13 protein-coding genes and 1 tRNA gene are annotated in these 13538 nt (G+C 23.7%); all 14 read left to right on the top strand.

Annotated features, from left to right (window positions below; genetic code table 11):
• Positions 1-111 precede the first annotated feature (111 nt).
• Positions 112-1374, top strand: coding sequence for a hypothetical protein (locus ACQY31_RS00575; RefSeq protein WP_428080094.1), 1263 nt, complete (start codon positions 112-114; stop codon positions 1372-1374).
• Complete coding sequence (locus ACQY31_RS00570; RefSeq protein ID WP_428080093.1) at positions 1361-2104, top strand: class I SAM-dependent methyltransferase; 744 nt, start codon at positions 1361-1363, stop codon at positions 2102-2104. The genes ACQY31_RS00575 and ACQY31_RS00570 overlap by 14 nt, the downstream gene beginning before the upstream one ends.
• On the top strand, positions 2097-3995 hold the full coding sequence (locus tag ACQY31_RS00565) for a hypothetical protein (protein WP_428080092.1): 1899 nt from the start codon (positions 2097-2099) through the stop codon (positions 3993-3995). Before ACQY31_RS00570 ends, ACQY31_RS00565 begins: the two co-directional genes overlap by 8 nt.
• Before the next feature lie 6 nt (positions 3996-4001).
• Complete coding sequence (locus ACQY31_RS00560; protein ID WP_428080091.1) at positions 4002-4904, top strand: glycosyltransferase family 2 protein; 903 nt, start codon at positions 4002-4004, stop codon at positions 4902-4904.
• A 1-nt stretch (position 4905) separates the two neighbouring features.
• On the top strand, positions 4906-5970 hold the full coding sequence (locus ACQY31_RS00555) for a glycosyltransferase (RefSeq protein WP_428080090.1): 1065 nt from the start codon (positions 4906-4908) through the stop codon (positions 5968-5970).
• 664 nt (positions 5971-6634) lie between these two features.
• Entirely contained in the window at positions 6635-6880 is a 246-nt protein-coding gene (locus tag ACQY31_RS00550) for a hypothetical protein (protein WP_428080089.1), read from the top strand.
• Positions 6870-7850, top strand: a complete 981-nt coding sequence (locus ACQY31_RS00545) for a sulfotransferase family protein (protein WP_428080088.1) — start codon at positions 6870-6872, stop codon at positions 7848-7850. Before ACQY31_RS00550 ends, ACQY31_RS00545 begins: the two co-directional genes overlap by 11 nt.
• A gap of 357 nt (positions 7851-8207) precedes the next feature.
• Positions 8208-8846 carry a hypothetical protein gene (locus ACQY31_RS00540; RefSeq protein ID WP_428080087.1) on the top strand — a complete coding sequence of 213 codons (639 nt, stop codon included), beginning with the start codon at positions 8208-8210 and terminating at the stop codon, positions 8844-8846.
• The gene (locus ACQY31_RS00535; protein WP_428080086.1) at positions 8830-9471 is read left to right on the top strand and encodes an ATP-binding cassette domain-containing protein; all 642 of its coding nucleotides are present in this window, start codon (positions 8830-8832) and stop codon (positions 9469-9471) included. Before ACQY31_RS00540 ends, ACQY31_RS00535 begins: the two co-directional genes overlap by 17 nt.
• Position 9472: 1 nt before the next feature.
• Entirely contained in the window at positions 9473-10690 is a 1218-nt protein-coding gene (locus tag ACQY31_RS00530; protein WP_428080085.1) for an O-antigen ligase family protein, read from the top strand.
• 509 nt (positions 10691-11199) lie between these two features.
• A tRNA-Pro gene (locus tag ACQY31_RS00525) sits at positions 11200-11276 on the top strand.
• Positions 11277-11281: 5 nt separating this feature from the next.
• On the top strand, positions 11282-11563 hold the full coding sequence (locus ACQY31_RS00520; protein WP_428080084.1) for an ETC complex I subunit: 282 nt from the start codon (positions 11282-11284) through the stop codon (positions 11561-11563).
• 3 nt (positions 11564-11566) lie between these two features.
• A complete protein-coding gene (locus tag ACQY31_RS00515; RefSeq protein WP_428080083.1) occupies positions 11567-12559 on the top strand; it encodes a putative transporter in 993 nt (330 codons plus the stop codon).
• Positions 12559-13503, top strand: coding sequence for a class II fructose-bisphosphatase (gene glpX / locus ACQY31_RS00510; protein WP_428080082.1), 945 nt, complete (start codon positions 12559-12561; stop codon positions 13501-13503). The genes ACQY31_RS00515 and glpX overlap by 1 nt, the downstream gene beginning before the upstream one ends.
• The last annotated feature ends 35 nt before the right edge of the window (positions 13504-13538 follow it).

Raw genomic sequence — 13538 nt, 5'->3', positions numbered from 1 at the left:
TCATTCAATAATATAATAAATGAATATGATTTATTTATAAGTAAAATTCAAACTTATAATAATCCATACATATATAAAATATTTTACTTGTTATTATTTTTTAACAACCATTTGTTCTTTACATTTGTTGTTGGTTTTATTCAGGGTATTATTTATTCAACTTTTATTTATTTTATATTTTCAGTAAATAAAGCACATTCAAGTTTAAGTAAAAATCTAAATACTATCTTATTTTTTTTAATAATCTTAATAATTAATTATAATTTTTGGTTTCATTTAAATTCAACCCATTCGGACATATACACTTCTATTTTAATTTTATGTTCTATAATTTTGTTCCTTGAAGAAAAATCTACAGCATACCTTGTGTCTGGATTGTTAATAGGATTTTCTATAGGTTTTAAATTAACTAATATTTTTTATTTATTTGGAATTTTTATTTTTTTTAAAAATTTTAAAATCAAAAATATCACATATTATATTTCAGGAATTATCATTGGTTTTTTTATAATTCATGGAATTTGGTCTATAAACTTATACTTAAAATATGATAATCCTTTTTTTCCATATTTTAACGGTTTTTTTAAATCAGAGTTTTATAAAGAATTTAATTGGTATCATGCAAGATTGGAAACATTAAATAGCACTTTATTTGATAAAATAACTTTTCCAATTTCAAACATTTTCAATAAATATTCTAAGTCCAGCTTTATATTCTCATTAATCTATATCATGCCTTTTCTAACCTATAATAATAAATTTAATTTTAAATTGAGTATTTATAATTTAGTTACCTATTTTCTTTGGTCATTATCTTTTTTTCATTTTAGATATGCTTTTACTCTAGAACTATTAATAATCTCTAATATTTTAATATTTATTAATAATAATAAATTTAACTTTAAACATCTAAATGCTTATACATTTTTGATACTTTATTTAATTCTTTTTAATAATTTTAATTTTAAAAATAAAATTAACAATTTTTCTAGTTATGATCCTAAGCAAGAAATTTTTAAAATAGATGAAAAAGAATTAAAAATTTTGAATAACAACACATTATTAACTTATGATTCAACTTCGTTACATATTCCATTTATTGATCATAAGAATATATTTTTACTCAATAAGAAAATTTTAGATAAAATACCAACAGACTTAATTAATGTAAAAGCAATATTTACCTCTGATAAATTCAATAAAAACAAAATAAATAATTTATTAAAATTTTCAAATTTACAGATATTTAATTGTAGAGATATGAAATTAATTAAATTCAATAAGAATGTAAGTATATGGAATTATAATAATAAGAAATATTCAAAATTTTATACACTACAAGTATGTGATTTAAAAAATAATGAAAAAATATAATTATTCAAAACAATTTTGGAATTTGATTGCAAAAGAAAATCCTTATTTTGGTGTCCTAGCAGATGAAAGTTTTAAAACAAAAAATTTAAATGAAGATAAAATTAATGAATTTTATAAAAGTGGAGAAATATTCATTGATAATTTGTTAAATAAAAATAAATTAGACAAAAATATTACTGCTTTAGATTTTGGTTGTGGAGCTGGTAGATTAACTTTCCCCTTAAAAAAATATTTTAAAAATATTTATGGTTATGATATTTCAAAACATTACATAGAATTATGTGAGGAACATAGTAAAAAAAATTCATCTTCAAGTAAATTTATTTTTTTTAATAATTATAAAAAATTGTTTGAGCAAAAATATGATTTTATTAATTCTTATATTGTTTTTCAACATATACCAGAAGAAGAAGGTTATAAAATTATTAATGATCTATTGAATATTTTAAATTCAAGAGGCTTGATACATTTACATATAATTTTTTTAAGAAGTAAACATTGGTTAAATGACATTAGATTAGAAGGTTTTTTTAATACTAGCGGGGAAACTATTAATTTTTACAGCTTAGACAAAAATTCTAAAATTCATAAAAGCATGTCCATGTATACTTACGATTTAAATAAAATTTTTTTTATAATTAATAAATATAATAAAACCGAAGTTAAAACCGTCTTTGAAAATCATAGTGGAAATTTAGGACTGAGATTTTTATTTAATAAAGATGTTTAAATCTATCTCAACTTTAAATAATTTTTTTGTTTTTTTTATTTCCTTAGTAACAGTTTTAGGATTTATATTTTCTTATCTAAATTTCAATTTCAGTATTTATGTTGTTATACTATCATTTATACTTTCATTAGCATCAATCAAATATACCGATAACTTTTATAAAATAAATTTTAATTTAAAATTAAATAAATTATATTTTTTAATCCTAATTATAATATTGTTAATAATCTATATTAATTATTCTCCCATAATAGAGATAAGACAAGATCCATCAATTTATACATATAGAGCATATTTATTTGTAAATACTGGTTTAGATCATATAACATATAATTTTACAGATGCATTTTTTGAAACTTTTAAAGAATTTAACAATGGTTATGGTAAAATTTTAAATGGTACATCACTTATAAATAACAATTTACAATTAGATTTTTTCCCCGGACCATCTTATTTAATGGCTTCTTTTGGTATTTTTTTTAAAAATATCACATTTTATTCATTAACATTAATTTCAATTACCTCAGCTATATCAACATACATTTTGATATTAAGATTATCTGAATCAAATATTGTTAGTTTTTTTTTAACACTATCTATATTTTTGTCTCCGTTATTCACTTGGTTTTTTAGATCACCTTACTCAGAACCAATAGGTTATTTAGCAACAATTAATATATTTTTATTTTTATATGAATTTTTTAATGATAAAAAAAATAAAAATAATTATCTTTATTATTTTATAATTTTTAATTTATTATTTTTTTTTACATATCTCATCAGGATAGATAGTTGGTTTATTATATTTTTATCGATCATTTTAATTTCTATTAAAAATTTAAATTTGGCTATTTTCTTGGCATGTACAAGTTTTATTTTTCAATTGTTTGTTTCAAATTATTATCAAATTTATTTTAATCGAGTAAATATAAATATTTTTAACTCTTTTTTAAATTACTCGCTTATTTTTGTAATATTTAATATTTTTTTTATACAAATTGTATTAAAATATAAAAAAATAGAAATTTTTATAAATAATTATTTTTTTCAAAATAAAATAGTTAAAAAATTATTTTTGTTAATAGGTTTTTTTTTCATTTATTTCTTAATTTTTAGAGACGAATTTACAAGTTCTTTTGAAAAAAAATTGATGCATGGAAAAATAATCAATACTAATAATGAATTTATTTTTGATAATTTAACTTTAATTTTCCCAAATTTGATTATTGTTTTGGGAATATTTGGATTAATATTAGGTATATTTAAATTTAAATTTCAAAAAAATTTATTTTTAATTTTTATTTTCATACTTTTAACTTTATTCTCTGTTTTATTTCTTGATATAAGAAATTCTCCTCAATTATATTGGGGATATAGAAGATTTATACCGATAGTTATACCTTGTTTAATTATTGGAGTTTGTTTCTTTCATTATAGGTTAAAATTATTAAAGTTATTTTCGTTAGTTATTTTTTTTTTGACAGTTTATCTACAAATAAATTCTAATCAAATATTTCATAAAGATTTTTTTTTTCTATCTGAAATGAAAAATTTAGATAAATCCTTAGCTTTAAATGATGATATTTTTCAACAATATATTAACTATTCTATCTTATTTAATTCCAAAGATAAGTATCCAATTTCTTCTCTAATAAGTTTTTATTCCTTAAAGCCGATCTCATATAAAAACCTTGATCAATTTAGTGATTTAACTAATAAAACTGATTTTCCCTACCTAGTCGCTACCAAAAAAAATAATTTTGATAATTTAAATTGCGATTATTTAACAGACCTCAAATATAATTATGTTAGATTAGGTGAAAATTACAACAGTATACCAAAAACAATTTATAATAAAAACTATTCTTTCAACTTATATCTTTGTCAATAATTTAATTTGAAAATATTAATACAAATCCCTTGTTTAAATGAGCAAGATCAATTAGCTCAAATTATTGATGATATTCGTGCAAATGTTAGCGCGTTTGATTATGAGTTATTAATTATTGATGATGGTTCAACTGACAATACTGTTAAAGTGGCAAAAGAGCTAAAGGTTGATCATGTGATTTCTTTTAAAAGAAATATGGGCCTTGGTTATGCTTTTCAGGAAGGTTTAGATTTCGCAAAAAAAAAGGGGTATGATTATTTAATTAATACTGATGCGGATAATCAATACCAATCTAAGTATATTAATGATTTATATCATAGTATTCTTAATTCCAAGTCAGATATTGTCATTGGTGCGAGAAATCATGATAAAATAAAGCATTTTTCATTTTTAAAGAAATGTTTTCAAAAAATAGGTTCAACTGTGGTTAGGCTTATATCCGGGGTAAAAATTACTGATGCAGTCAGTGGATTTCGAATATACAGCAAAGAGGCCATAAATACACTTTTTGTGACATCTAAATTTAGTTATACTCTGGACACTATTCTTCAAGCACAAGACAAAAATTTACAGATAACTGAAATACCAATAGAAGTTAATCCCCCCATCAGAAAATCAAGATTATTTAAAGGTATGTTTCAGTTTATATCGAGACAATTAACAGTCATTATAAAGTGCTTTATAATTTATAAACCTTTCGAGTTTTTTGCTACAGTTTCTCTACTACCTTTTGTCTTAGGCATCGTCCCAATAATTCGTTTTTTAATCAATTATTTCATTAACGATGGAGGTGGCAATATTCAATCCCTGATTCTGGGGTCTATGTCTATTCTTCTGGCATTTATACTTATAGCACTGGGCATAGTTGGGTTTTTGATTAAGGATCTAAGAAAAAGAAATTTATCTTAATTTGAGTAAAACTATATTAATAGGACCTGCCTCACCTCCAGTTAGAGGTGGTATAGCTATACATACCACAAATTTTCATAAATCATTTAATAAGATTAATAGATTAGGGTTTATAGGATTGAGAAAACTTTACCCTGAATTTCTTTATCCTGGAAATTCACAATTTACAGATATTTATAAATTTAAAAATAAATACTTTAATTTAATTAACATAAAAGATCTTATTAAGATTTTTAATTTTGTTTCAAAATCAAATAAAGTAATTTTAACTTATTGGACATTCTTTCATATTCCTTTTTTTTTATTAATAACTATGTTCAATAAAAATAAAGTTATTTTGTTATGTCATAATGTCTATGACCATGATTCAAAATTTTTTAAACGATTATTGATAAGATTTTTTCTTAAAAGGTTTGATAACTTTATTGTACATACTACTAATGATAAAAAAAAAATTATAAAATTTCATAATTCAGCAAATATTTTAAGATTAAGCCATCCCTTATACGATAATTCAAGCATTCAATATAATTTAATTTTAGAAAAAAATATTAAACTTTTATTTTTTGGTATTATTAGACCATATAAAGGTTTGGATTTTTTTTTAGATGTATTTAATTCATTAAAAAGGAAAGATATTGAATTAAAAATAATAGGTGAGATCTGGTATAAAGACAGAAAATATTGGGAGGATATTATTAGTAAATCAAATAAAAAAATTTTGTATGAATTTAATTTTGTTTCAAACAGTAAACTTGAAAAAGAGATAATTAAATCGAATTTAATAATTATGCCTTATATGTCCAATACTGGTTCTGGAGTTGCTTCAATGGCTTTAAAATATAACAGACCAATAATAGGATCATCAATAGAGGGAATAACCGAGATATTTTTACACAACAAAAATGCATTAATATTTAAACTTGGAAGTAAAAGCTCATTAAAGTCTGTTCTAAATAGACTTAATAAAGAGAAAATTTTAAGAATGAGTAATGAATTAAATAAAATGAAAAAAATCCATAATATGGAAAATTATGCAAAAAAAATTAATGCTAAATTTTTTTAAAAATAAAAGAGTTTATCTATATAATTTATTTTCTATTATATCCTTAATTTTTGTATCGTATAATTTTTATCAAAATAAAATTATTATTAATTTTAATCTGTTAAAAGATATCATTTTTTTAGCAACATTTTACTTAATTATTTATAATTTAAACGGTTTTTATTTCTTTTTAAGAATTCAGTCAAAAACAAAAAAACTAATTCATTTTATATTTATTAATTTTAAATGTTCGGCAATGCAGATTGTATTACCAAATTTTATTATTCAAACTATAAAGTTTGATTTATTGAGTAATTTTGAAAAAAAATCGAATTTAATAAAGTTTTTTATCCAATACTATTTCATTATTTTTTTTTTTTATATAATTTCTGCAATCACATTATATTTCATTAATTTAAGTCAAATATATTTTTTAATAAATTACATTAAAAATTATTCAATAATATTAATATTTTTGTTTGTAATTTTTATATTCTTAATAATTATTTTTAAAGTAAAAAAAAATAAATTTTATAACATCTTAAATAAGAATTTTTTAAATACTCTCAATTCAAAGAATATTATACTAATTTTTTTATTTTTTTTGTTAAACTACGTTTTATCATTATTTTTTATTTATACTTTAAATGAAAAACTTGATATCGAAGTGGGATTATCATTATTAATGTTTATACATTCAATTATATTTTTATTAAACTACATACCATTTAGTTTTGGATTAGTTTCATTAAGAGATGTTGGCCTGCCAAGTATGATGTTAACTTTAAATATTATTAATTTTGAAGTTTATTATATATATTTGACATATTTGATACTTATTAAATCATTTTCATCATTAATCTCTCTACTTATTGCATCGTTATGTGAATATAAAAAATTATTGAAATATAAAAATTCGAATGCTAAGTAATTTGTTTATAGCAGGCCCACCTAGATCGGGAACTACTCTCTTAAGATTAATTTTAAACGAACATAAATCAATATATATTACGCCTGAGTCTTCTTACTTTTATAGATATACTAAACTTTTTGAGAGAATTATAAATGGCTCTAAACATAATTTAACATTTTTCTTGGATATATTAAATTATATTCCAAGTGTATCTCATTGGTCAAAAAACATTAATAAAAAAAAATTTATAGATAAAAATTTTAGTAATGACTCATTTGTAAACATCATAAATCAGCTTATTATAGACGTCTCAAAGAAAGAAAACTTATTATATGTAGGCGATAAGACACCAAAAAATATTTATATTATAGATGAATTAATCAGTAAATTTATAAATACAAAAGTCATCCTAATTATTAGGAATCCCTATGATACTATTTATTCGCAAATTAAATCAGGTTTTACTAATCATAATATTTTTTCACTTGTCCACAGATGGAATTACGAGGCAAATTTAATTATTAATTTAAAATCGAATTATCCAAATAATATATTTGTAATTAAATATGAAGAACTTGTTAATAACACTGAGCAAAGTATTGAAAGAGTTTTAATTTTTCTTGGACTGAATATTGATAAAAAAATTTTGGAAAAGTACTCTAATAATGATTATGATGATGTTGATCATGTTAAGAGCTTTTTATATAAAAAAAAAATAAGCACAAATAGAATTTACTACAGAAAACCAAATTTTTTTTTTGAAGAAAGTTTAATATCAAAATTAATTGATATTAAACCAATAAAATTTTTTGGATATAAAATTTTAAAAACAAATAATAAGATTTTCTTTTTAAAGAGACTAAGATATTTTTTTACATTAAAGAATCACTTCAATAAATATCAACTAAGGAACATATTCTCTTTTACTTTTATATTTCTTAAAATATTCATATTTAAATTAAATATATTTAAATTTCTAAAGAAATGAATATTCTTATACTAATTAAATTATCGATACAGAATCTTATTGTTGGTTACGACTATTCCGAAATATCTTTTTTTATGGATACTGGTGAGTTTTACAATCTCAGTTTATTTAAAAGTTTTTTTTGGGAGATGTTTTGATATTTCTATTTATTATTTGTTAATGTACAGCACAAACCTCGAAACTAATTTATCATTTTTTTTTGCTTTAATAATATCAAACATTTTTAAAATTTTAAATTTACTTAAATACAAAAACTATCAGTAAATGAATTTATCCTTGTTTAAAATTGCTAAGCAAAATTTGGCGATTGACTACAACCATTCTAAGATTTCTTATTTGTGGATTCCGGTTAGTTTTATGATTTTAGTTTTTGCTAAAGGTTTTTTTTTAGCAGATATTTTAGCGATGGACTCTAATTTTATTTTATATCTTTGTATTGGGGTTTGGATTTGGAATTATATAGCTCTTGCAGTCCCTGCTTATGGTGATGCTTTATTTAATAATCATTTACTTTTAAACATTAATATTAATGCTCATGATATTTTAACAATCCTTTATTTAAGATTATTAATTACATTTATGATGAATCTGTTGGTGTTGCTATGTTTTCTGCTATTTTTTGATGTTTTATTTAACGTTTTAGCTTTTATATCGTCATGTTTAATATTAATTATTTTAGTTCAACAAATTGGTAAAATTTTATCTATTATTTCTTTTTACTTTAGAGACCTGACACAATTAATTAATAGTATGATGATTGTGTTATTTTTTTTGTCCCCCATCTTTTGGTATCCTCAACAAATTTCAAGTACAAAAGTGTTTTTGTTACAATTTAATCCTATCTTTCATATCTTAAATATATTTAGAGATGCTATTATCTTAGGATCTTATAATCAGTTTAGCTTTATAGTTTGCTTAAGTTTAGTGATTTTTTTTTATTTAGTTAATTATTTTTTTGTTAACAAAAAAATATCATATTGTGCAAATCAAATCTGAAACTATAATTTCACTAAAACATTTATCCCTCAAGTTAAAAGATCATTTAGTACTAAATAATCTTTCATTAGATATTAAAAGTGGGGACAAAATTGGTTTAGTTGGAGCCAATGGTAGTGGTAAAACAACTTTATTACGTTTACTAGCTGGAATTTATAAAGAATTTAAAGGAAGCTTTGTTAATCAAAAAGAGTTTTTTTATCTTTCATCACCTGGTTCTCTAACCAGTCCAGTTTTAAATATCATTGATAATATTAAGCGTATTTTTTATTTTTATCAAATAACCGAATATGATCATTCAAAGTTAAAAAAATATTTAGAAGAATTTCAACTTAATCAATATTTAGATTATCAATTATCAGAACTATCCCAAGGTTATCAACTCAGGGTTCAAATTGTTGCTTATTTAATGATGAATTTTCAAAATGCTTTAATCGATGAATTTTTTGGATTTGGAGATAAATTTGTTATGGAAAAATTTGAACTACAGCTCAAAAATAAATTAGACAATACTCATTGCCTTGTGATTGCAAGTCATAATATTAATCTTATTAATCAATTTTGTAACCGTATCATTCATTTAGATAATGGCCAAATAGTCAAAGATGAGAAACTAAACAAATAATTTGAACTTTATTCTATCCTTATTTCCTGCTTTGCTTTTAACTGGACCGTTCATTCCTGATTTATTATTAAGTTTGGGAGTTTTGGTTTTTTTATATATTTGCTTTAGAGATAATAGAATTGATTATTTCGAGAATAAATTCTTTAAGGTATTTTTAACTTTTTGTTTAGTTTGTTTTTTTAGTTCTGTTTTATCTGAAGATATAATGTTGAGCTTTGAGAGTAGCTTATTTTATTTTAGGTTTGGAGTTTTTGCTTGTTTAGTTTGGTATTTAATTGATTATAATAAGTTATTTTTAAAGTATTTTTTTTATTGCTTATGTGGAGTTTTTTGTTTTTTAATCCTTGATGGTTATTTTCAGTTTTTATTAGGGTTTAATGTTTTTGGACAAGAATTAATTGGAGGTTTTCATGTAACTTCAGTTTTTGATCGTCCAAAACTTGGAAGCTATTTATCGAGATTATTTCCTTTGTTACTTGCTTTGATGATTGTGTTAAAGGTGAGAGATAAATATTTAGCTATTTTTGGAGTATTGTTATTTATTTTAATAGATGTTCTTGTTTATTTAACAGGGGAGAGAACGAGTTTTATGTATATGATGTTAAGTTCTTTGTTTATTGTTCTTCTTATTGACCGGTTAAAATATATTAGATTAATCACACTGTTATTAAGTTTAACTTTAATTGTAGGAATTACTACTGTTTCACCTACTGTTAAAAAAAGGATGATTGATACTACTTTAGAGCAAGTTGGGGTAGGGGGTGATAAGGTTGTTATATTTTCACCTAACCATGATAGCCATATTAGAACTGCTTTTAATATGTTCCTTGATAAACCTATCTTAGGCCATGGTCCTAAGATGTTTAGGATTAAATGCTCTGATCCTAAATATGCAGAAGGTATTAACCCTTGTAGTACCCATCCACATAATTTCTATGTTCAATTATTAGCTGAAACTGGATTAATAGGATTTTCTTTTTTATTTAGTGCTTTTTGTTATGTTTTATATTGTGCTTATAGGCAGCTAAAATCAATTGTATTAAAAAAGAAAAGGTATTTAACAGATTATCAGGTGTGTTTATTAGCAGGTATATTAATAACAGTATGGCCTTTTTCTCCTAATGGTAACTTTTTTAATAATTGGTTAGCAATTGTCTATAGTCTACCAATAGGATTTTATCTTCAATCTATTTATTCTAAAAAAGCAAGAATTGCTTAAAATCTTTAGTTTAGAAAAAGTAATATAAAAGAGATCCAACCTCAAAATAATTGTAACTAATGTTAAGTTACAATTTCCCAATACATAATAAAGTTATTAGTTAATTCATTTTAACTTAAATTTGCAATTCAGTATTTGTGATATTACATCTACCTTCATCATCCACTTGAATTCCTAATTTTTTAATGAAGTTTATTTTATTATTTGCTTTCATATTTATATTTCCTTTCATGGTTACAAGTAATTGTTAGAAAGAAATTGTCAGTCGATACTTCTTCCCACTCGGAAAACATGGAATATAAAATTTTTTTTATAGACCCAACTTAGCCCCCAACTTAGCCCCCAAACAAAAATTACACACAAAATAAGTGTTGATTTTATTGGGCATAAAATTTCAGCTTAGCCCCCAAATAGCCCCCAAACAAAGTAACTAATGTTCGCATTTAGTACCATTTTGTCTTTCTTTCTTTTGTTGAAAACACCAATGATTACGCTATAAACATCCAACTCGGAGTGTAGCGCAGCCTGGTAGCGCATCTGGTTTGGGACCAGAGGGTCGCAGGTTCGAATCCTGCCACTCCGACCATCATTATGAAAAAAGCAATTATTTACATTCCAAACAAAAACCCAATGCAATCAGGTTTAGCAAAAAATGATAAATGGATATTAGAATTTAAAACTAATGATCCAACAAAGAACCCATTGATGGGCTGGGAAAGCTCATCTGACACTTATTCAGAATTAAAATTAGAGTTTTCATCAAAAGAACTAGCAATCAATTATGCAAAAAAAAAGAAAATAGAATTTGAATTAATTGAGCCTAGAAAAAGAAAAACAGTAAAAAAATCTTACGCTGATAATTTTTTAAAATAAAAAATGTTTAGGTTTTTTACTCAAAAACATTGGTTAATATGGTCATGGATTGGTTCAGCAATAATTTTAACATCACTTTGGATACAAGTTAAAATTGATGTAAAAATTAATGAATGGTTTGGTCAGTTCTACGATATGATTCAAAAAGCCTTAGGCGCACCAAACTCTATTACTATAGAAGAGTATTGGGCAAGCTTATTATCTTTTATTACTTTGGCTGCTATTTATGTAGGTGTAGCAGTTATTGTTAGTTTTTTTACTTCACACTATTTGTTCAGATGGAGAACTGCTATGGTTGAATGGTATCATAGTGTTTATGATAAAGCTCGAAGAATAGAAGGAGCTGCACAAAGAGTTCAGGAAGACACTATTAAATTTTCAAGAATAATGGAGTCTCTAGGAACAAGTTTAATTGAAGCTTTAATGATACTGGTTGAATTTATGCCAATTTTATTTGGTTTAAGTGTTGGAATTCCAATTTTTTTCTTCGGTGATTGGGATTATGGATTAATAGTTGGTGCTTTAATTTGGTCGGTAGGTGGGACCATATTTTTGATTTTGCTTGGAATAATTTTAAGGTTAGTAGGTGTTGAGTATGATCTTCAAAAAAAAGAAGCAGCTTATAGAAAAATACTTGTAATTGCAGAGGATGATGGAACCATTCGTCCAAAAACTATCGAAGAATTATTTGACGGTGTAAGAAATATTCACTTCTTAAGCTATATTAGATACTTATATTTTAATATTGGTAGAATTGCATACTTACAAGCAAATGTATTGTCTGCATATGTTTTTTTAGCACCTGCAATTGTAGCTGGAGCAGTTACCCTTGGTGTGATGCAACAAATAATTAGAGCTTTTGGTAGAGTTGAGGGATCCATGCAATATATATTAAAAGCTTGGCCAACAATAATTGAACTTGCTAGTGTATATAAACGTTTAAGAGAATTTGAGTCAAAAATAATGCAAGAAGAGTTAATTGATAAAAAAGCCTAATGGCCATTGATAAAAAATTTATTGATCAATTTGTTAACGTAACTTCTAAGGCAGCAATTGCTTCATCATATTTTGTTGGAAAAAAAGATAAAATTGCAGCGGATAAAGCAGCTGTAGACTCTATGAGATCAGAATTAAATAATATGGATATGATAGGTCAAATAGTTATAGGTGAAGGTGAGTTAGATGAGGCTCCAATGTTGTATATTGGTGAAAAACTTGGAACCAATAATGGTCCAGAACTTGATATAGCTGTTGATCCATTAGAGGGAACTAATTTTGTAGCAAACAATCTTCCAGGAGCCTTATCAGTAATTGCAATTGCGGAAAAAAACAACTTATTTAAAGCTCCTGAAACTTACATGGAAAAAATCTCAACCAAAGTTAGAGAGAGAAACGTTGTTGATTTAGATTATTCAGTCAAAAAAAATATTTTTAATTTAAGCGAATACCTAAACAAAAAACCTGAGAATTTAACCGCATGTATTTTGGAAAGACCTAGGCATGATAAAATTATTGCAGAATTAAGAGATTTAAAAGTTAAAATTAAATTTATATCTGATGGAGATGTTTCTGGGGCACTATTAGTAACAGATGAAAAATATTCTGTTGATATTTTTTTAGGAACAGGAGGCGGACCAGAGGGGGTTTTGGCAGCTGCTGCATTAGATGCTTTTGATTGTAGTTTTCAAGGTAGATTTTTATTTGAAACAAATGAAGACAAACAAAGAGCTAAAGAAATGGGAATTGATGATCTTACAAAGAAATATGATTTAAATGAAATTATTAAAGGAGACTCGATCTTTTGTGCAACTGGAATTACTAAGGGCGATTTAGTTTCAGGTATCAAAGCTGATGAAGATAAATTTATTTCAGAGACTTTAGTGACACATAAACACTCAAACCTTAAAAAGGTTGTAAAATTAAATCAAAAAATAATATGATAAGCTTGATTAATCGTCTTTTTTACAATAAAAAG

Source organism: Candidatus Pelagibacter sp., from assembly GCF_965262185.1.
Lineage (GTDB): Bacteria > Pseudomonadota > Alphaproteobacteria > Pelagibacterales > Pelagibacteraceae > Pelagibacter.
This window is presented reverse-complemented; position numbering and strand designations above follow the sequence as displayed.

Coding starts and splice junctions, on each gene's coding strand:
- ACQY31_RS00570 (WP_428080093.1), top strand. CDS start 1,361: ATGAAAAAATATAATTATTCAAAACAATTTTGGAATTTGATTGCAAAA.
- ACQY31_RS00565 (WP_428080092.1), top strand. CDS start 2,097: ATGTTTAAATCTATCTCAACTTTAAATAATTTTTTTGTTTTTTTTATT.
- ACQY31_RS00550 (WP_428080089.1), top strand. CDS start 6,635: ATGTTTATACATTCAATTATATTTTTATTAAACTACATACCATTTAGT.
- ACQY31_RS00545 (WP_428080088.1), top strand. CDS start 6,870: ATGCTAAGTAATTTGTTTATAGCAGGCCCACCTAGATCGGGAACTACT.
- ACQY31_RS00540 (WP_428080087.1), top strand. CDS start 8,208: ATGATTTTAGTTTTTGCTAAAGGTTTTTTTTTAGCAGATATTTTAGCG.
- ACQY31_RS00520 (WP_428080084.1), top strand. CDS start 11,282: ATGAAAAAAGCAATTATTTACATTCCAAACAAAAACCCAATGCAATCA.
- ACQY31_RS00515 (WP_428080083.1), top strand. CDS start 11,567: ATGTTTAGGTTTTTTACTCAAAAACATTGGTTAATATGGTCATGGATT.
- glpX (WP_428080082.1), top strand. CDS start 12,559: ATGGCCATTGATAAAAAATTTATTGATCAATTTGTTAACGTAACTTCT.